The sequence below is a fragment of the Streptococcus sanguinis genome, from assembly GCF_900635155.1.
GTDB classification, from domain to species: Bacteria; Bacillota; Bacilli; order Lactobacillales; family Streptococcaceae; genus Streptococcus; species Streptococcus sanguinis_G.
Genome location: NZ_LR134002.1, coordinates 465,685 through 484,941, shown reverse-complemented (window position 1 = coordinate 484,941; position 19,257 = coordinate 465,685). Strand labels below are relative to the sequence as shown.

17 protein-coding genes and 1 pseudogene are annotated in these 19,257 nt (G+C 41.7%); all 18 read right to left on the bottom strand.

Annotated elements, in window-relative coordinates; all coding sequences use genetic code 11:
* Window positions 1-271: 271 nt before the first annotated feature.
* The 18 genes and pseudogenes from ELZ47_RS02440 to ccrZ all read right to left on the bottom strand — a co-directional run bounded on the left by ELZ47_RS02440 (window position 272) and on the right by ccrZ (window position 19,252).
* Window positions 272-1,357, bottom strand: a complete 1,086-nt coding sequence (locus tag ELZ47_RS02440) for a HigA family addiction module antitoxin (RefSeq protein ID WP_126435177.1) — start codon at window positions 1,355-1,357, stop codon at window positions 272-274.
* Entirely contained in the window at window positions 1,350-1,688 is a 339-nt protein-coding gene (locus ELZ47_RS02435; protein ID WP_126435175.1) for a type II toxin-antitoxin system RelE/ParE family toxin, read from the bottom strand. Before ELZ47_RS02435 ends, ELZ47_RS02440 begins: the two co-directional genes overlap by 8 nt.
* A 174-nt stretch (window positions 1,689-1,862) precedes the next feature.
* Window positions 1,863-2,276 carry a hypothetical protein gene (locus tag ELZ47_RS02430; protein WP_126435174.1) on the bottom strand — a complete coding sequence of 138 codons (414 nt, stop codon included), beginning with the start codon at window positions 2,274-2,276 and terminating at the stop codon, window positions 1,863-1,865.
* On the bottom strand, window positions 2,251-3,084 hold the full coding sequence (locus ELZ47_RS02425) for a hypothetical protein (RefSeq protein WP_126435173.1): 834 nt from the start codon (window positions 3,082-3,084) through the stop codon (window positions 2,251-2,253). The genes ELZ47_RS02430 and ELZ47_RS02425 overlap by 26 nt, the downstream gene beginning before the upstream one ends.
* 50 nt (window positions 3,085-3,134) lie before the next feature.
* Window positions 3,135-4,343: a restriction endonuclease subunit S gene (locus ELZ47_RS02420; protein ID WP_126435172.1), complete on the bottom strand. Its 1,209-nt coding sequence runs from the start codon at window positions 4,341-4,343 to the stop codon at window positions 3,135-3,137.
* The gene (locus ELZ47_RS02415) at window positions 4,333-5,940 is read right to left on the bottom strand and encodes an HsdM family class I SAM-dependent methyltransferase (protein ID WP_126435170.1); all 1,608 of its coding nucleotides are present in this window, start codon (window positions 5,938-5,940) and stop codon (window positions 4,333-4,335) included. The genes ELZ47_RS02420 and ELZ47_RS02415 overlap by 11 nt, the downstream gene beginning before the upstream one ends.
* Window positions 5,940-9,011 (bottom strand): type I restriction endonuclease, encoded by a 3,072-nt coding sequence (locus ELZ47_RS02410; RefSeq protein ID WP_126435169.1) that lies wholly within the window; start codon window positions 9,009-9,011, stop codon window positions 5,940-5,942. Before ELZ47_RS02410 ends, ELZ47_RS02415 begins: the two co-directional genes overlap by 1 nt.
* A 204-nt stretch (window positions 9,012-9,215) precedes the next feature.
* Complete coding sequence (locus ELZ47_RS02405) at window positions 9,216-10,061, bottom strand: aldo/keto reductase (protein WP_126435167.1); 846 nt, start codon at window positions 10,059-10,061, stop codon at window positions 9,216-9,218.
* A gap of 76 nt (window positions 10,062-10,137) precedes the next feature.
* A complete protein-coding gene (locus ELZ47_RS02400) occupies window positions 10,138-10,332 on the bottom strand; it encodes a hypothetical protein (RefSeq protein ID WP_126435165.1) in 195 nt (64 codons plus the stop codon).
* A gap of 158 nt (window positions 10,333-10,490) precedes the next feature.
* A complete protein-coding gene (gene nagA / locus ELZ47_RS02395) occupies window positions 10,491-11,642 on the bottom strand; it encodes an N-acetylglucosamine-6-phosphate deacetylase (RefSeq protein WP_126435164.1) in 1,152 nt (383 codons plus the stop codon).
* Window positions 11,643-11,880: 238 nt separating this feature from the next.
* The gene (gene rbfA, locus ELZ47_RS02390; RefSeq protein ID WP_002893555.1) at window positions 11,881-12,231 is read right to left on the bottom strand and encodes a 30S ribosome-binding factor RbfA; all 351 of its coding nucleotides are present in this window, start codon (window positions 12,229-12,231) and stop codon (window positions 11,881-11,883) included.
* A 176-nt stretch (window positions 12,232-12,407) separates the two neighbouring features.
* Complete coding sequence (gene infB, locus ELZ47_RS02385; protein WP_126435162.1) at window positions 12,408-15,203, bottom strand: translation initiation factor IF-2; 2,796 nt, start codon at window positions 15,201-15,203, stop codon at window positions 12,408-12,410.
* A gap of 19 nt (window positions 15,204-15,222) precedes the next feature.
* Window positions 15,223-15,519: a YlxQ-related RNA-binding protein gene (locus tag ELZ47_RS02380; RefSeq protein WP_002893557.1), complete on the bottom strand. Its 297-nt coding sequence runs from the start codon at window positions 15,517-15,519 to the stop codon at window positions 15,223-15,225.
* Window positions 15,512-15,808 (bottom strand): RNase P modulator RnpM, encoded by a 297-nt coding sequence (gene rnpM, locus ELZ47_RS02375; RefSeq protein WP_002893558.1) that lies wholly within the window; start codon window positions 15,806-15,808, stop codon window positions 15,512-15,514. Before rnpM ends, ELZ47_RS02380 begins: the two co-directional genes overlap by 8 nt.
* 168 nt (window positions 15,809-15,976) lie before the next feature.
* A pseudogene (gene nusA, locus ELZ47_RS02370) lies at window positions 15,977-17,075 on the bottom strand (transcription termination factor NusA); the annotation flags it as partial.
* A 59-nt stretch (window positions 17,076-17,134) separates the two neighbouring features.
* Window positions 17,135-17,623, bottom strand: a complete 489-nt coding sequence (gene rimP / locus ELZ47_RS02365; protein ID WP_331852795.1) for a ribosome maturation factor RimP — start codon at window positions 17,621-17,623, stop codon at window positions 17,135-17,137.
* A 199-nt stretch (window positions 17,624-17,822) separates the two neighbouring features.
* A complete protein-coding gene (gene trmB / locus ELZ47_RS02360; protein WP_125331977.1) occupies window positions 17,823-18,461 on the bottom strand; it encodes a tRNA (guanosine(46)-N7)-methyltransferase TrmB in 639 nt (212 codons plus the stop codon).
* A complete protein-coding gene (ccrZ, locus tag ELZ47_RS02355) occupies window positions 18,458-19,252 on the bottom strand; it encodes a cell cycle regulator CcrZ (RefSeq protein ID WP_002893562.1) in 795 nt (264 codons plus the stop codon). Before ccrZ ends, trmB begins: the two co-directional genes overlap by 4 nt.
* Window positions 19,253-19,257 lie beyond the last annotated feature (5 nt).

Sequence of the window (19,257 nt, the reverse complement as noted above, 5' to 3'; positions counted from 1 at the left end):
TCATACACTTATAACAAATGTAACCAAAACGTAATAATGGCGAATGTTCTAGTCAAAAGCTGCTATATGATAAAGTTTCAAGTCTCTATTTATTTGAAATACAGAATAAATACAGTTTAAAATCCGGAAATAAGAAAAACCAATCAGAACTAGCGCAGAATGCACCAGTTTGATTGGTTTGTGATAGGATGTTTATGAAATATTATTTCTCATTGATAAATAAGCAGACGAACTACTCCTTGGAATAGGATTCTCATAAAATCAAAAATTCTCAAGAAACAAAGTAATAGTTCTCTTTTAATTCTCTAAACTGCTCATATCCAAGGTACTGTTCCTTCTGCAGACGACCTAAGATAATACTCGGGTGAATATCTATTTCCTCAGCAAAGCAAAGGATATCTGACTTATCAAAGTTCCCTTTTTCAACAAAAGCTTGATAGTCTTCAGGTCTAATCAAGAGATCTTTTGCAAACTGGTCTGCCTGCTCCTCGGAACGAAGGTATGACTCACTATTTCCAGCATCAGATGAAAAATCATTCTCCAAAATGTGCCCAATCTCATGGAAAAGTGAGAACCAGAAAATATCGGATGCTTTATTTCTATCTGTGAGTAAAAGCAAGGCACTACCGTTACTGAATTTTTTAGTCGCTCCATTCAAATTAGCATTTGGTAACGCAGGTAGACCGACTAGGACAACACCACAGTCTAACAAGATATCATACAAGCATTGAGGAAAGACTTCAGGATCTTGTCTGGTCAACTTTCTCAAAGCAGGTAAGCTTCTCTCAAGCTTTCTGCGATTGAGCTTAGTGCTCGTTATATCACGCGCTTTTTTAGATGCCAACTCCAGCATGATATTGGAGTTGACTATACTTTTAGTCGTAAACTCACGCGTATTCCGATAGCTGACTAGATGGTTAAAAGATGAGAGGTTTTCTAAACTTGCCACACTTAGAATCTTGCGAAGCTCGACAATCTTTTCCTTCAAACTATAGCGTTTGTCTGGAACGTAGCCTTTTTCCTTAAAATACTTGAAATCAATCATCTCACAGATTTCTTTCTCATAACCTTCTTCTAGCTCTTTTTGTTCTACAATCTCTGCCACTTTTACATCGTAAGCATTTTGAAGATTGAGCCAAGTTTGCATGGAAACTCCGCTTAGCTTGGCTAACTTATGAGCCGTCTCTTTACTAATGGACTCCTCAGCATTGACAAGCTTGCTGACAGTCTTTGCAGAAACTCCTAAACGCTCCGCAAATTCTTTTTGCGTTACGTTATAATCTTCAATCAACTCTCCAACATACTGACCTGGATGAAAAGCAATCAGGTCTTTGTACTCAACAATTTTATTACTCATAGTGATTGCTGACCTCCTCTATTTTTAGGATTTCGATTTCAACAGGACTGGAAAAGACCTTTTCTAGATCCTCTTCACGAAAACCGACAATCAACCGATAGGAACTTTTCCTACCATCTATATCCAAAGCAAACTGACCTTGTCTCTTTCCCTTGAGTTGGTGAAAGTGATATTTAGGAAAAGCTGTCACACTAGCCAAAGAATCCGCCGCTTCAAAAAAATTGATCAATTGATGCAACTTTACCGCAACCTTATCCGAAAAATCCTTTTTCGCTTGCCTTAGCTCTGTGCACTGCTTTTTAACAGTTTTGTTTGTATAGATAAGCTTCATAAGTTCCTTTCTGTTAAATTTAATTACCTTTTAGGTAATTAAATTATAACATGAATAAAAAATAAAAGCCAGCCAAAGCTTGATTTGGCTGGGATAATGAATACAAAAACAAGACATTAAACTTTGTAATATGATTAAAGATATAATCGTTGATAAAAATTGAATTCAAAAAAATTAATCATTTATCTCAACTAAAAGTAATTTAAACAATCCTTGAGTAACTACAATTATTATAGTTACAATACTTAGTAAAAAACCTACATTTATAAAATTTGGAATACAATTAATATTTAAAGATAACTCCATCATATAAAGTAAACTAACTACAAATGTATAGAAATATCTAACAATTATTTCTTCCCATTTTGATGAATAAATGTTTGATTTTTTATCATATAAGACAGATCGCATAGGAGAGGAATACAATATAGCAATAGCAGAAAGTAGAAAACCTGTGATTACAGAAATAAAAGATACTGTGTCGCTATGATTTAGTAGCACATAATCCCTTAATAAATATGATACAAACAGACTTATTACTAAAATACCACCAGAAATATTTCTATCTTTTTTTCGTAACTTTCTCATTTGATAAACTCTCTATTTCTTTGAGCAAAATATCTTTTACCTCTGATCCTAAAAATTTCCCAGTTGCATGTTGTTTCTCGACATTAATTGAAATCTTTTTGATAAACGTACCACGGTTAAACACATGTTCAAATCCAGCATCATCGTTTCCTCTAATTAAGATACCTGAAAGTTGATGATTCTCAGACTCTTTTACAATTCTTCTGAGAAATGTTTTGATTTTGTTTATTTTCATACTAGAGAGCTTTACGTTCAGAGTTAAATCTTCTAAACCATCAGTTTCAAATAAATCATATAGAGCTTCGCGTTTTTGTGATAAAGTTGCAAAAATATTATCTTTTGAAGTAAACTGAATTTCATCAACACTAGATAATATTTTAAAAAATTCCTCTTTATCTTCGTAAAAACCTTTTATGCTAAACTCAAACCCTGTTGTATTTTTAAGAATTTTTTCTAGCAAATTACGGTGTCTCACATCCGAAAAATACAATAAATTATTATCCAAATCGAATAAGACAAAGAATTGCTTCAGAAACTCCAGCTCCGTTTCTGATTTAGGATTTTCACGTTTTTGATTTGTATAATAGTCCGTTACAGTAGTATCTCTGGGCTCTAACTTTCCAGATTCTATAACTAAAAAAACATAATGCTTATTTTTATCAACCTCTAGATGATATAACCCTTTTTCGTGTTTTAAATCACATGGGTTCAACTTATCAAAATTCTTTAAAATAGGCTGTAACCGCCTCTCCCCTCTTTTTTCACTTTTAATAAATGGTTTCCATATAGAAAAAGTAAGCTCTGACATTTATTTGCCCTCAAATTCTTTCAACTTTAAAATTCTATCTGCTCTTTCCTCTACTCCACCCTCACCTGCCCATTCATCAGCATTGGCAAGAGCCAATCGCGAAGTTGGGTGAGTTCTTGGTTTTGTTGCTGATTTTTTATAATATTATTTAATATACTTTCAAACCTTTCAAAAATTGAATATAAATATTTATCTTTAGGTATAATAACATTGATTGCTTTTAAATCTTTATCACTTAAATGACCTACTGTTGTTCTTGAGACTGATTTTTCTCGCAATTTGATAAAAGGTTCAATCTGATATTTAAGTACCATATTAGGTAATTTATCACTATTTACTTTTACAACTCGTTGATTAAGATAACAATCCTCTTTAATCCAATAATTCATATGGAAATTCCCATCCATACCAATTAAAACATCACCAACATTAATTTTATATTTATCTTCTACTTCTTCTGTAGAATAATTAGTGATATCATTTCCAAGAATGTCTCTAATTCTAATCACCGGAACACCTTCGCCGGTACTATTAAAATAATCAGTACTAAAAGGATAGCCATACTGAACTTCTGCGACATTAAAAAGATTCTCCACTCCCCACCCCTCTGGGATTTCGCGTTTGAGTTCTGGGTGATAGACCATCTTGCCGCCACTTGATTTGTAGGGTTTGCCATTCTGGTCTGGGAAATCAAACTGGACAAACCAGTAGTCATAGAGAGTCTTGGCCATAGCTTCCAACTCTTGGTTGATTTGGATGTTGGTTCGGATTTTTTGATTAATATTATTAATATTTTTTGAAATTCTATTTTGTTCTTCCCTAGAATCAGGTACCGGTATAACTATAGATTTAAACATTGTATGCGTCAAATCCGGTTGTACTGAGTTTTTAGCTTGTGAATTGGCTTGCTTTTTAACAAAATTAGAATTTAAAACAGTATATAAATAATCCTTTTCAAGTTCATCAGTTTTTAACGACACAATAAATGAATTGTTATGAACTACTCCTTGCATACCTCTAAATGCAAGTCCAATCTGACCAGTTCTAGTATAAATAATATCCTGAGGGTTAGCTATCACTGAGCTATTAACATCTTTGGATACAAACTTACTAAAATTTGAATCCATCATATCAGCAATTCTCAACAATGGGTAGCAATAAGTAATATCTTGAATGTCAGAAACAAGATGGGCACTACCTTTATTAATTGCCAACCCTTGTCGTAACTCGACAAAATCTCCTAAACATCTAAGCTTCATACTTCAACCCCTTCATCTGCTCTTCTATCTCCAGCTCCAGTGCATGCGATTGCTGGAAGAGGTCTGAGAGTTTGTTTTGAAAGGCGGTCATCTTAGCTTCAAACTCTTCTGCTGTGATGTCTACATAGTCAATCTTGATGTCAAAGTATTGACCTGCGCTGAGAGAGTAGTTTTTCTCCTTGATTTCCTCATAAGAGACCGTGACAGAAAAGTCTTCGACGGCTTCTTTCTGGATAAAGGTCTCGATGATCTTCTGCTCTTCTTCTGGAGAGAGCACGGTCTTTTGGTTCTTACCTTCCTTGACCTTGATTCCTAGGTTTGAAGCATCGATCAGGACGACATCGCCCTTGTTTTTCTTATCGATAAAGAGGATGGAAACGTTGGTACCTGTCGTCGCAAAGATATTGGACGGCATAGACACGACACCTGCCAGCATTTGATGGTCCACCAAGTGTTGGCGGATGGTCTTGTCAATCCCTGACTGGGCAGTGATAAAGCCTGTCGGTAAGACAACGGCTGCTTGGCCATCTGCTTTCAAAGAATAGATGATATGTTGGACAAAGAGCTCATAAATGGCCATCTTATCCTTAGACTTTGCAGGAACCTTTGGCACCCCTGCAAAGAATCGCTCACTGGCCTCTGGCACGGCCTCCACGCGGTCACGCCACTCTGAAAAGTCCAGCTTGAAAGGAGGATTAGACACGATATAGTCCATCTTTTCAGGATGGCGGTTAGCAGTGATAGTATTTCCCTGTACGATATTATGGATGGAGTGTTGGAGGCCATTCAAGATCAGATTGAGACGGAGAAGATTAGAGGACTTCTGCGAGATGTCCTGACTATAGACCGTAGTCTTATCCACACCGATACGACTAGCCAGGTTCATGAGCAAGGTTCCCGACCCAGCTGAGGGGTCGTAGATGCGCACATTTGACGGCTGGTCATGGCCTACCAGGATATCCGCGATAATCTTAGCGACTGAGTGAGGTGTGTAGTACTCGGCATACTTGCCACCACCGTCTTTGTTGTAGTCCTTGATCATGTACTCAAAAAGAGTAGAGAAAAAGTCAAAGCCTTGTGAAAAAATATCTTCGTCAAACTTGATACGGGCTAGGAGATTGATGATAGACTTTGCGACCTCGTTGCGCTTACTGCTATCTGAGATGGTATCTGTAATCAAACGCTCGTCAAAGAGACGAATAGCCGTATCCCCGTCAGTATGAACGGAGAAAATATCGTTATTGTCAATAGCGATCTGGTTGAGAGTATTTTCAAACGTCTCATAGAAATCATCTTCATTTTGCTTACGATGCAAAGTCTCAATGAACTGCTCAGGTTTGAGCTGAGCAGTCGCAGTGCCGATATCTTCCAAGAGCCAGCTATAATCATCATCGCTCATCTTAATAAGTTCCTCATAGATATTCTTAGCATCTACTGCCTTTGCCTCATAGAGAAACTTATCATTTAAAAATTTATATAAGAACGATTGGGTAAGAAGCTTGTATTCACCAGCCTCTCCTCCTAAACCAGCATGTGTAAAAACAGCTTTTAAATCATCAACTAAATCTTGGACAAGATTTTTGTATTTCTCATTCATTAATGTTGGTATTCCTCTTCATATTGTTCAAACAGTGATTCCACGAGTTTTTCAAAATTTTCTCTGGTCAAACTACTGTTTAATTTTGTTTTTTTCATTTCCTCGCGAGCTGCCTGACTAATCATCCTTTTTAGAAAAGCCTCATTATCTAGTACGCCTTGATTTTGACCAACTAGTCTATCAATCTGAATTTTAGCTCCCTTGATGACATGATAAACTGCAGGAAAAGCACTAACTTTGGACGAGTTCGTTGCATGCTTATAGCTTCTAGCAGCCATCTCATCTCCATCAAAATTCATTGTCAAACGTCTCATACGAGTTCGATAATCATCAACTGCTCCAAAAAGTTTATGATAAGCCTCTTTGGTATGCAGAATAACATCCATGGTGTATCCTTCTTCCTCATGGATCATATGTTTTTTCATAATTCGCTTGAACTCTTCAAAAAGTTGAACCCATTCAGGATCTTTTTTATCTTTATGGTTATTAAGTCCATTGGCGACCCGCCGACGTAAATCGTCCAGATCATTAGCAGCTAATCGCAATTCCTCTTCTGCAATTTTTACAAAAGAAAAACTAGTTTCTGACATCGCAAGGTTCAGTAATGCCTGGCTAGAAAAGTCATCGGGTCTTTCCATAGCAGAAAGGTTGATCAATCTTCTGGAGATGATGTTCAAAAAAGTCGAAATTAATTTGATATCAATTTGATCCATTAACTCCTTATAGCCTAGGAGACTTGCAATGTTATAGTACTGTTTCACAGATTCTATCGCTTTTTTGAGTTCAATCAACTCTCTTCTGTCTTTCACTTCATCAACAGCTATTGCAAAGGCCGCTCGATTTCCAGTTGGGTAATCCATCAAAATAAGATTTGATTTTTCCAATTCTCGACTAATCTCATCAGCGGGTACAAAAAGAGACCCAAAGACATCTTCTCCATTTTCACCAGTGACTGTAATATCATACTCATGATTAAGTTCCTCAAGATAGGCTCGATTAGTCTTATCAAACTCTTGGGAAATATCTGCAAAGTCAACTACATAACCGAACAAATAATCTTTATAGGGTCTATTAACACGAGTCAGAGTTTGTAAGAGATTATGAGCTTTTATTTTGCGACCTAAATAAAGACGTTTTAGCCTAGGAGCGTCAAAACCAGTTAGAAGCATAGAGTAGACAATAATCAAATCAATCTTGCCTTCCTTAAATGCTTCCACCCTTTCTTTCTTATAGTCCTTATCCCCTTCATCATGCAAAATGAGAGCTGAACTTAGGTTGGTTTGACCATTTCGCCGTCGTTCCTCAAGTTGACGTTCTAGCTCACGCGCCTGTTTAGAAGAATCGCAAACAATCATCCCTCCGATAGAATCGTCATCAAAAATAAATTCCCTTGCTCTAGTGAAATCTTCTAAGATAAAATCTAACATTGGTGAGACATACTTACGATGGGCAAAGATGTCTTCCTTAGACAGTCCACCACGTTGAATTTCTTCATTTATAACCCGAAGATTTTCCTTATATGAGGTTTCAATATCTTCTCTCATCAGTCGGAGAGTAAAGCCATCGTCAATAGATTGGTTGTAGTAATATTTATGGATGTAATTTCCGAAAATATCTCGCGTCGTTGCATGACTCTCTTTGGTCCGTCCATCTTTCTTGTAGGTAATCAAAGGAGTACCTGTTAGTGCAATTTTAATAGCACCTTTGTCCGAGTTGTAAAGATTTGGCAGATAGGATCCTCGTTCATTGTAAGACCTATGAGCCTCATCAATAAAATAAACATTTTGACAGCTAAGATCATATCCAGAACGATCTCTCAAATCAGAGCTGTCTTTGAATTTTTGGATATTTACAACAGCAACATCATAGCCATCCTGCTTTTGATTTAATTCTTTTGGTTTATTGATACGTTTAACCCGTAAACCTCGCTTAGCAAACTCTCTATAGGCTTGGTCAGCTAAATCTAAGCGATCAACAACAAAATAGAATTTTGGAATAATACGTTGTTTTGAAAAATAATTTTTTAAATAACGAATATTAAAATAAGCCAAGGCTGTCTTACCCGAACCTTGAGTATGCCAAATAACACCCTTTTTAATACCCTTTGAAATCATATCTTTGATAGCTCGGGTAGCAAAATATTGCGGATAGCGCATTACATGCTTTTGTAGTTGGCGTTGCCCGTCCTTACCTTCTTCCTCAACATAAGCAAGACCAAAACGCAACATAAAAAAGAGACGCTCTTTTTGGTAAATAGAAGTCAGAAACGAATTGCATGGGGTATCCGGCTGCATATTTGTTGCAAACTCTGGAAGGGTTTGAAGCGGGAGCTGATTCATATCTGCTAAAACATTTTCAATATCTTCCTGAGTTAGAGACTGAAAAGCATGAAGAAAATCAGCCTCCCTTTCTTCTTTAAAGGCATTGAATTTTGTCTTAGAAAAGGAGTTTGAACAATAATAAGACCCCTGTCTTTGGCCTCCTTGCCCACTCACATAAGATGAATTATCTGAAAAGGTAATAAATTGTGTTATATTATTGAAACGGCGAAATTTCTTGTTTTCAAAGCGATATCTTGTTCTATCCTGCTCGGATTGAATACCTGTTTTCCCATCTCTAATCGCATTGGGCTGTTTCACCTCAATATAAGAGAGCGGCAAGCCATTAATGAAAACCATCACATCTGGTCTGAACTCATCATTGCCATTTTTACAAGAAACTTCCAAGGCTACATGAAAAGTGTTCTCTTCCAGATTGTTCCAATCAATGTAGGTTCCCCCTTCATTCCCCTGAAAACGATTATAGAAAGCTCGCCCCAAATCATTTTGATTCAATTCTAGCTTGATATTATTTAAATCTCGTTCAAAGTCCATATCTGTTGCATAATTATTCAACTTAAGGTACTGTTCTCTAAAAATAGATACCAAAATATTCGTTTCAGGATCCCTTTCAACAATTTCTTGGCTTTTACGAGACAGATAGGTATAGCCCATCCGAATTAAGTGAAGTACAGCAGGAATTTGGACGCGAGTTAATTCAGAAAATTTAATTTGGTCTGCTCTTGTTCTCATATAATCAACCCTTACTATAAAATCTATTATTTCTTATTATACCATTTTTTCATTCGTTTCTTATTCATTACATAAAATAAATCAGCTAACAAAAAATCTCTCAATATATAAACTGAGAGATTTATTTTATCTACAATAAGTTCATGTCCTAAATCTAATGACTTAGAAACTAGTATCGAGTAATTTCCTGTTTAGGATTTTCATCTAAAAATCCATCCCATCCGGATTTGGTGCGCCACCGGCCAAACCGCTGACATTTTTGAGCACTTCCAAGTCAGCAGCGTCTAGCTCGATGTCAAAGCAGTCCAGATTGCTGGCAATCCGGCTCGGAGTGACCGACTTAGGCAGGGGCAGGAAGCCTTCCTGCAAGCTCCAGGCTAGAGCGACTTGTGCAATGGTCTTGCCATACTTGTCTGCCACAGCCTGCACGGCTGGATTTTGGAAGAGCTCACCTTGACCAAATGGTCCCCAAGCTTCCAGTAAAATCTCATGCTCACGACAGAAGTTCACCGCTTCTGTCTGATAGACACCTGGAGCCAGGCGGATTTGATTGACAGCTGGGGTCATACGCGCAGTTTCAAGCAAGGCTTCTAAGTGATGAGGCAGGAAATTGCTGACGCCAATCGCTCGAATCTTTCCGAGATTATAAAGATCTTCCATAGCCCGCCAGACTTCGGCATTGCGCTTTTTCCAAGCATCGTTTTCCCTCAGGGGTTTGGGATTCGGCCAGTGGATGAGGTAGAGGTCCAGATAGTCCAGTCCCAACCGCTCCATTGAGGCAGCAAAGGCCTCTTGAGCCTCCTCATAAGTATGAACGTCATTCCAAAGCTTGGTCGTGATGAAGAGCTCCTCCCGCGGAATGCCGCTGTCCTTGATTGCCCGTCCGACACTCTCTTCGTTCTTATAGATAGCTGCCGTATCAATGTGACGATAGCCTGCCTTGAGAGCGGCTAATGTTGCCTGATAAGCTTCTTCGCCATCCTGAGCCTTCCAAGTACCAAAGCCCAGCACCGGAATGCCTACACCATTGTTCAAAAGATATTCTCTCATCTCATGTCTCCTTCATAAGTTCCATCTACTGCCTTCAGTAAGGCAGCTGCTACAGTGATTACAAGAGCAGAACTGCTCACTTTTTTTCCTTCTTCTTCAGTATTGGTTTGGGTTTGAAGATATTTTCCTTGGTCGGCTCCATTCCTTTACTGAAAAAGCTATAGATAATGAAAGCAACTCCTGCGACAAGGATTAAGATTCGTCCAAAGATCAGTCCCGCCAGCATCAAAACAAGTCCCATTATCAAAAATTTCGCATCAATTCGTTTCATAGCCTACTCCTGTTTACATTATAGTCTCATTATATCACGCCTAAGAAAGCAATTCAAATCTAGGAGAAGGCTATCGAGTAGCTTGCCAATCAAAAAGAACAGGTTTCCCTGCTCTTTCTGAAAAATATAAGGAGACTAATTTAAAATACCTGCGGTTCTCATACATGGAATCGTTCTTGACCATCAAGGTAAGTAGCTACCAGCTCTAAATCTTTATCCAAGACGATAAAGTCAGCATCGTAGCCTTCCTTGATTTGTCCGCAGACATCATCAATATGAACGGATTTCGCCGGAATCAGGCTAGCCATCATGACCGCCTGATGAGGATTGGCAATGCCCCATTTGACCACATTTTTCAATCCGTCCTTGAGTTTGAGGATAGAGCCAGCTAGATTGCCCGTTGACTTGAGCCGAGCTGTTCCTTCCGCCACGACCACTGGAAATTCTCCCAGCATGTAGTCACCATCTTCAAGACCTCCTGCAGTCATACAGTCAGTAATGAGGGCAATATTTTCATGTCCCTTCTGCTTGAGCAAGATGTCACAGGCCTTAGGGTCCACATGATGGCCGTCACAAATCAGCTCCGCATAGGTGTGGGGCAACTCATACATGGCACCAACCATGCCCAGCTCCCGGTGGGTCAAGCCCCGCATACCATTGTAAGCATGCACCCAGACACTAGCGCCTGCTTCGACCGCAGTTTTGGCTTCATCATAGGTTGCGTTAGAATGCCCCAAAGCAACGGTCACACCTTCATCACTCAGCGTACGGACAAATTCCTCTACGCCTTCACGCTCTGGTGCGAGAGCAATCTTATTGAGCAAGCCATTTGCGGCCTTCTGCCAAGCACGAAACTCATCCATGCTAGGATCTTTCATATAGGCAGGGTTTTGGGCGCCTTTATACTTCTCGGTGAAATAAGGCCCTTCAAAATAGAGTCCGCGAATCTTGGCCCCGCTGGCTTCTTGATAGCGAGCACCGATATTTTCAGTAACCGCTAAGAGCCGTTCATAGGACGAAGTCAGCGTTGTAGGTAAAAAGCTGGTCACACCGGTAGTCAAGAGACCCTCACTCATGGTATGAAGAGTTCCTTCGATGTTATTGTCCATTACATCAACACCACCGAAGCCGTGAATGTGCGTGTCCACCAGACCTGGTGCAATTGAGTAGCCGCTGTAGTCTATGACTTCTGCATCCTGCGGAACAGACTGCACCAGCTTGCCAAATTTACCGTCAATCAGCTCTAAATAACCGCCCTGACGGATTCCCTGAGGATAGAAAAATTGATCTGCTTTAATATATGTAGGCATAAGACTGCCTCCCTTGTCTTGACTTCTGTATTCTCTGCCATTCAAAGCGGAATTCTGTGATAGAGCTAGCATCTTTCTATAGCTGCTTTCTAACTCCCGCTTTTGAATCTCTGAGTTTTCTTGACTATATTATAACTCTTTCTTTTTTATTTGTAAATGGTATATACCTATTTTTACAAAAAATTGTTATATTAAATTAAAAAACAGAAAACCCAGCCATGACAGCTGAGTTTCTGCTTTACTTTTTCTCTAAATCGCGCAGCATCTGGTCGATTTTATTGCCATACTCGATGGATTCGTCCTTGACAAAGGTCAAATCTGGAATCTTGTACATTTTCAGATTGTGACCCAGCTCTCGCTTGATGGTACCGGTCGCTTTTTCCAGACCGGTCTGAGCTTTTTGATTATCAGAGGCCAGATTGCTCATAATCGTGTAGTAGACCTTGGCCATGGACAGGTCGCCCAGCATTTGGACATCGGTAATGGTTACACCCTGCACCCGCGGATCACGAACTTTTTTCTGCAAGATTTCATTGACTTCGCGCTTGATTTCCATGCCTACACGGTCTGTACGAAAATTATTTGCCATGAGATTTCCTTTCTAATTTTTCTCTTCTGCAATATAAGCTAGGCTAGGCCTAGCTTATATTTTAGTTTTGGTTGAATAAGATTCGTTTTAAACTCTTTGTGAAAAAAACATGGGACTAGAAGTACAGACTTCCACCAACAATGATTTCACTGCGAGTTTTTAACGGACTTCTTATCTTATTTCTTAATTTCTTCCATGATGTAGGCTTCAATCGTGTCATCTACTTGGATGTCATTGTAACCATCAATCATGAGTCCACCTTCGCGGCCATTAGTAACTTCCTTAACATCATCCTTGAAGTGCTTGAGGCTGGCAAGCTCCCCATCGTAAATCACGACGCCGTCACGGATAACGCGAACCTTGGAATCACGGGTCACTTTACCGTTGATAACCATAAATCCACCGATAGTACCAACCTTGGAAACCTTGAAGGTCTCGCGGATAAGAGCTTCCCCGATGATTTTTTCTTCGTATTCTGGATCCAGCATTCCCTTCATGGCATCTTCCATTTCTTCGATAACCTTGTAGATAATGCTGTGGAGACGGATTTCGACATCATCAGCTTCTGCCTGTTGGCGGGCCTGAGATGTTGGACGAACGTTAAATCCGATGATGAAAGCATTTGAAGCTTCCGCGAGTGTCACGTCAGATTCATTGATAGCACCAACCGCTGAGTGGACGATGGTAATCTTAACGCCTTCCACTTCAATCTTTTGCAGGGAAGCAGACAGTGCCTCGACAGAACCTTGTACATCAGCCTTGATGATAACATTAACAGACTTGACTTCACCAGCTTTGAGGGTATCAAAGAGATTTTCCAGACTGACGCGGTGAGTAGCTTGACGCTGTTTGAGAAGGGCACGTTTGGCACGTTCTTCACCGGCTGCACGCGCAGCTTTTTCATCTTCATAGACAGCAAAGTGGTCACCAGCCATCGGAGTTTCATTGAGACCAGTGATAGAAACTGGTGTAGATGGTCCTGCCACCTTAACACGACGGCCTAGGTCATTGGTCATAGCCCGAACACGACCGAAGGTATTACCAACAACAATTGGATCCTGCACATTCAGAGTTCCCTGCTGAACCAGAAGGGTTGCGACAGCACCTTTTCCTTTATCCAGACGGGCTTCAATGACTGTACCAATCGCTCGAACAGTCGGATCTGCCTTGAGCTCTTGAATTTCAGCCACTAAGAGGACTGTTTCTAGCAAGCTATCGATATTTTGATTGAATTTCGCTGAGATTTCGACAAATTCAGAATCTCCGCCCCAAGCTGTTGACATGACACCATGCTCAGCCAACTCACCAATCACTCGCTCAGGATTCGCTCCTGGCTTATCAATCTTGTTGATGGCTACAATGATTGGGACATCAGCCGCCTTGGAGTGGTTGATAGCTTCAATCGTTTGCGGCATAACACCGTCATCAGCCGCTACCACCAGGATAGTGATATCCGTAACAGAGGCACCGCGGGCCCGCATAGAAGTAAAGGCCGCGTGTCCAGGCGTATCCAAGAAAGTAATCTTCTTACCGCTTTCCTCGATCTGGTAAGCACCGATGTGCTGAGTAATACCACCTGCTTCACCTGTAGCTACGCGAGAGTTACGCAAGGTATCCAAGAGGGTTGTTTTACCATGGTCAACGTGTCCCATGATGGTTACAACTGGCGGACGCTCTACCAAGGCATCTTGGTTGATATAACCTTCTTCCACGAAGAAGCGCTCAATGTCAGCTGTGTCAACTTCCACCTTCTTCTTAGCTTCGATACCGTAGTCCACCATGAGGAGCTCAATAGTATCGCCGTCAAGAGATTGGTTTTGCGTTGCCATCACGCCCATCATAAAGAGCTTCTTAACAATTTCAGCTGGCTCGCGCTTGATCCGTTTTGCAATTTCTGCAACGGTCATTCCGTCTGTATATTCAAATTCAGTTGGCAACTCATGGAACTTACGTTCTGTAACAGGTTTTGGTGCCTGATTATTGTTGCCCTTTCCTTTTTTATTTTTCTTGTTTTTATTCCAATTACTATTTCTTTGATTTCTCACTTGATTTTGACTGCTTCGATTCTTTTGTTGTTTTCTTGGACCTTCTTCTTCGCGATCAAAATCATCGCGCTTCTTATCTGGTCGAGCTTGCTTCTTACGACGCGTATCCACAGCGGCTGGCGCTGGGCTTGGATTCGCTGCTGGAGCAGACGGAGCTGGTGCAGGCTGAACTGGTGCACTTGCTTCTGCCTTAGGCTGCTCCTTACGGCGATTTTGCCGTTCCATAACTTCTTTAGCTTCTTGTGCTTGCTTAAAGCGTTCCTCGCTGGAGCGAGCGTATTCAGCATTCTGCTCTGCTTTCAAAGCTGCTGCCCGGGCCTTAAAGTCAATCTTCGGTCCTTGAGGCTGTTGGCGGTTTTGACCGTTAAATCCTTGATGATTCTGACCATTGCGGCGGCCATCTTGACTACGATTATCACGACGGTCATTTGGACGATTGCCCCTATCTCGGTCGTTGCGGTTTCCGCGATTCTTATTTCGACTATCACGGTCCTCACGTTTGCCTTGCTCTTTGTTTTGTGGTTTGCGGTTGCCTTGCTGCTTCCGACGCTCTGCCTCTTCTTTGGCTCTCGCTTCACGCTCTGCCTTAAAGTTCCGGCTTTGCGGGCGCTTGACTGGCGCTACCGTTTCTGCTTTCGCTTCTGGCTTAGCAGTTACTTTTGCTTCTGTCTGTTCTGCCTTGACTGGTGCCGCCTCTTTGGCAGGAGTTTTTTGCGGTGATGGCTGAGCTGCTGCAGGCTTTTCTGCAGTAGCTTGAGGTGCGGCTGCTTTTTTCGTAAAGCTGGACTTGATTCGCTCACCAGCGTCAGCTTCTACGCTGGATGAATGACTTTTGACATCCAATCCCAGTTCCTTAGCACGAGCCACTACCTCCTTGCTTTCTTTTCCCAGTTCTTTGGCGATTTCATACAATCTTACTTTAGACAAATCTTGTCCTCCTCTTCTATTACATAAGAGACCTCATTTTCTTTGTAAAACCAGCATCTGTCACGGCAAGCACTTTTCTGGCCTTGCCAATGGCAGAGCTTAATTCCAGTGTTGAAAACACGGTTGATACTTCTACTTGGTAGTAACGACTTTTATCAGTGATTTTCTTGCTGAGATTAGGAGCTGCATCCTGGGCCAAAAAGACCAGATGTGCTTTTCCCTCCTGGATAGCTTTGACGGTCAGCTCCTCACCAGAAATGATGCGGCCAGCCCGCTGAGCCAGTCCCAGCAAATTTGCAAGTTTCTCTTTATTCAAGACCTAACTCTCTTCTTTTGACCTTGTGATCGACATAGGCGATTAGCTCATCATAGAAAGCCTCATCCACTTCCATACTGAAGCTGCGGTTAAAGACCCGCTTCTTCTTAGCTTGAAGGGCTTCTTGATTGTCCAGCTTGATATAGGCTCCACGGCCGTTGGCCTTGCCTGTCGGATCGATAAAGACTTGACCTTCCTTGTTCTTGACAATCCGCAATAAATCGCGCTTGTCAATCACTTCGTTGGACACCACTGATTTTCTTAAAGGGATTTTTCTTGTTTTTGCCATTCCAGCCCCCTTAATCTAGTTCTTCAGCTTCGCTTTCTAAACCAGCTGTTTCCAGTACAGTTTCCTCTGCAGCTGCGTCAAAGTCTGTTGCTTCTGCTGCTGAAACTTCTGTCTCTAGAACAGCTGCATCCGCAAGAATTTCTTCAGCTTCCTGAGCAAATCCGCCCAGTTCATTGGCTGCTTCCATTTCTTCAAACTCAGTGGCAGACTTGATATCAATTCTAAAGCCTGTCAAATGAGCTGCCAAGCGAACGTTCTGTCCGCGGCGGCCGATAGCCAGAGAAAGCTTGCTGTCCGGTACGACAACCAAGGCCCGCTTGTTATCTTCTTGATTAAAGATAACTTGGTCAACCTCGGCAGGAGCAATAGCGTTGTAGATAAATTCAGCTGGATCTGCTACCCACTCGATGACATCGATATTTTCTTCAGTCGGTACCATACGACCGCTCTTGGGATCATATTTGGCAGGATGGAACTTGCTAGTAATTTTCTTGATATTGGCTCCACCGCGTCCGACGATTGTACCGATGGCATCCACATTAGGATTGTGACTGCGAACCGCTACCTTGGTCCGATCGCCTGCTTCCCGTGACACGCTCATGATTTCCACAGTTCCGTCATAGACTTCAGGGATTTCCTGCTCCATCAAGCGCTTGATCATTTCTGGATGACTGCGGCTTACAAAGACATTGACGCCGCGAGGATTGTCTTCTACTTTGTAGACAAAGACTTCGATGCGGTCATGAGAGGCAAAGACCTCACCAGGAATCTGGTCTTGCTTCGATAGCTGCGCTTCAATGCTACCTAGATTGACATAGATAAAGCGATTGTCAAAGCGCTCCACCGTCCCGCTCATGATTTCATTTTCATGCTCTTTATAGGTATTGTAGGTGATTGCTCGGGTCTGCTTGCGCATCTTTTCCATGATGGTTTGCTTGGCTGACTGAGCAGCGACACGGCCAAATTCAGCTGGTGCTTCTTCAAACTTGATCTTATCTCCCAACTCATAGGCTGAACTGATAGCCAAGGCATCTTTGAGGCTGATTTCCAAACGGCTGTCAAAGACCTCGTCCACGACTTCGCGAACAGTATAGACACGGAAATCTCCTGACTTTTCGTCAAACTCAATGGCTGCGCTGTCCGCCTGACCATAGCGACGACGATAGGCTGAGCGGAGTGACTCAGTCACTGCGTCAATGATATCTTCTTTCTTGATTCCTTTGTCTTCTTCCAGAATGCGGAAGGCCTCTAGCATTTCTTTACTCATTTTCATATGACTTTTGCCGAAACAAAAGTGTTCCTTTCTTTTCTATATTGCTTCTGCTGCTAAAACTTAACGGCTAATCTGGCTTTGGAAACCAGACTGTAGGGAATTTCGACTTCTTTTCTGCGAGTCTTGTCCAGATATTCCATGTGCAGAACATCCTCTTCAAAGCTCAGCAAGGTTCCTTCAAAGACTTTCTGCTTGTCAACAGCCTTATAGATACTGACATGGATATAGCTGCCGACTGCATCGGCTAGCTGTTCCTTGGTCTTGAGTGGGCGCTCCAAGCCAGGACTGGTCACTTCCAGAAAATACTGTTCCGGGAAGGGATCTGGTTTGATTTGATCCAAGAGCGGACTAATAATATCCGTCAAATCCGCTGTATCATTGACCGTAATGCCCTCAGGCTTATCTACAAAGACACTGAGAACATAGTCCCCGCCCATCTTTCCGTACTCAATATCGACTAATTCATAGGGGGCCAGAATGGCTGGTTCAATAACCTCCCTCACCAATTCAACAATCGTTGCGATATGACGACACCTCCTCACAGATAAGAGGCGAAGATACTTCCTCGCCTCTCTTTCCTTATTCATTACTAGTATTATAGCACGACAAGTCCCAGAATGCAAGGGAAATATGCTGTGCAAGCTTTTAAAGCTCGAATTCAACTTAAAACAATCTTATTTTTAAGTAGAATTCTTTTCTAATAATAAAGTCTTCAAGGAGTATTTCCTCGAAGACTCTTTCTTATTCAAATGCTGCTTCCACCCGGTAGATGACTTGTCCCTTGTTAGCAAATTTCTGCTCATACTCAGTCAGGACATTGTCCTCGAAGTCGCTGGCATGCAAATCCAACCACACGCCCTTTAACTTCATACCATACTGTGAAAAGCTAACTAGGCTATACTCAAAAAGACCACGATTGTCCGTTTTGAAGTGGATTTCTCCATTTTCTGGAAGAATCTGCTGATAGGTCGCCAGAAAGGACTGATAGGTCAGACGGCGCTTTTCATGACGTTTCTTAGGCCAAGGATCTGAAAAGTTTAGATAGAGGCGGTCAATCTCGCCATCTTCAAAATAATCAGTCAGATCCGAACCATCCACCCAGAGTAGCTTGATATTGGGCACATCCGTTGCCAGCACCTTGTCCAAGGCATAGCTGAGGACCGATTTCTGGATATCAATCCCGATGTAGTTAATATCTGGATTGGCCTTGGCCATACCGGACACAAAGGCTCCTTTGCCGCTGCCAACTTCGATATGAATTGGATGATCATTGCCAAAAATCTCCTGCCATCTGCCCTTGGCGTCTGCTGGATTTAAAATCACATACTGGGGATGCGCCTCTAGCAGTTCCGTCGCTCCCTTACGATTCCTTACTCTCATTGTCCTCTTCCGTATTTAGAACGGAAGTTTCGTAATGCGTAAATCTCCCGGTTCACATTTTCTAAATCATTGTTTTCATAGTATTTAGCAATCTGCATCAGATAAGAATACTGTCCAAACCAGTATAGCTTATTGAAAACAGTCTGATTATATTTATAGCCATAAGCACTCAGCCACTCTTGCCAACCTGAATCAGGCACATAATGGCTTAAAATATGTGCTACATCCATCATCCTGTCTGTCAGGCGCACAGAATCCCAATCCACCAAGTAAATAAGCCCGCTGTCGGTCTCTACCCAGTTGCTGTGGCGCACATCTCCATGCACGATGGTCGCGTAGTCCTCACGAAAGGCTGGTACTGTCTGGCGTAGGTCGCGGATAACTGATTGCAGATATTGATTATTCCTCAAAGCAAGCGGCACTTGATTGAGCCAAGCATTCAGCAAATCAGTCGGCGTTTCCAAAGTATAGCCCAGCTTGGTCAGCTGCGTCATCAATGGGCGCGAGCGATGCAGCCGTGTCAAAATATTGATTACTTGCTTTTTGGACATATCATTTGGGGTCAGAATAGTGCCTGAAAGCCACTCCTGCCCGCTCATTACGTTGCCGTCCGGCATCCGGCGGCTCCACAAAAGCTGCGGTGCGATTTGTTCTCGAGCTAAGCCTGCTAAGATAGGGGTTGTATTCATCTTGACGAAAACGCGCCCCCCGTCCGGATAAGTCCCCATATAGGCCTTTCCGCTCTTACCAGCTATCGGTGTCAGGGTCAGCTCGTTATCAACCAAGTCCATGTTTC

Bases quoted from the DNA above. Each gene is read 5' to 3' on its own strand.
- ELZ47_RS02440 (WP_126435177.1), bottom strand. From the start codon at position 1,357: ATGAGTAATAAAATTGTTGAGTACAAAGACCTGATTGCTTTTCATCCA.
- ELZ47_RS02435 (WP_126435175.1), bottom strand. From the start codon at position 1,688: ATGAAGCTTATCTATACAAACAAAACTGTTAAAAAGCAGTGCACAGAG.
- ELZ47_RS02430 (WP_126435174.1), bottom strand. From the start codon at position 2,276: ATGAGAAAGTTACGAAAAAAAGATAGAAATATTTCTGGTGGTATTTTA.
- ELZ47_RS02425 (WP_126435173.1), bottom strand. From the start codon at position 3,084: ATGTCAGAGCTTACTTTTTCTATATGGAAACCATTTATTAAAAGTGAA.
- ELZ47_RS02420 (WP_126435172.1), bottom strand. From the start codon at position 4,343: ATGAAGCTTAGATGTTTAGGAGATTTTGTCGAGTTACGACAAGGGTTG.
- ELZ47_RS02415 (WP_126435170.1), bottom strand. From the start codon at position 5,940: ATGAATGAGAAATACAAAAATCTTGTCCAAGATTTAGTTGATGATTTA.
- ELZ47_RS02410 (WP_126435169.1), bottom strand. From the start codon at position 9,011: ATGAGAACAAGAGCAGACCAAATTAAATTTTCTGAATTAACTCGCGTC.
- ELZ47_RS02405 (WP_126435167.1), bottom strand. From the start codon at position 10,061: ATGAGAGAATATCTTTTGAACAATGGTGTAGGCATTCCGGTGCTGGGC.
- ELZ47_RS02400 (WP_126435165.1), bottom strand. From the start codon at position 10,332: ATGAAACGAATTGATGCGAAATTTTTGATAATGGGACTTGTTTTGATG.
- nagA (WP_126435164.1), bottom strand. From the start codon at position 11,642: ATGCCTACATATATTAAAGCAGATCAATTTTTCTATCCTCAGGGAATC.
- rbfA (WP_002893555.1), bottom strand. From the start codon at position 12,231: ATGGCAAATAATTTTCGTACAGACCGTGTAGGCATGGAAATCAAGCGC.
- rnpM (WP_002893558.1), bottom strand. From the start codon at position 15,808: ATGGCAAAAACAAGAAAAATCCCTTTAAGAAAATCAGTGGTGTCCAAC.
- trmB (WP_125331977.1), bottom strand. From the start codon at position 18,461: ATGAGAGTAAGGAATCGTAAGGGAGCGACGGAACTGCTAGAGGCGCAT.
- ccrZ (WP_002893562.1), bottom strand. From the start codon at position 19,252: ATGGACTTGGTTGATAACGAGCTGACCCTGACACCGATAGCTGGTAAG.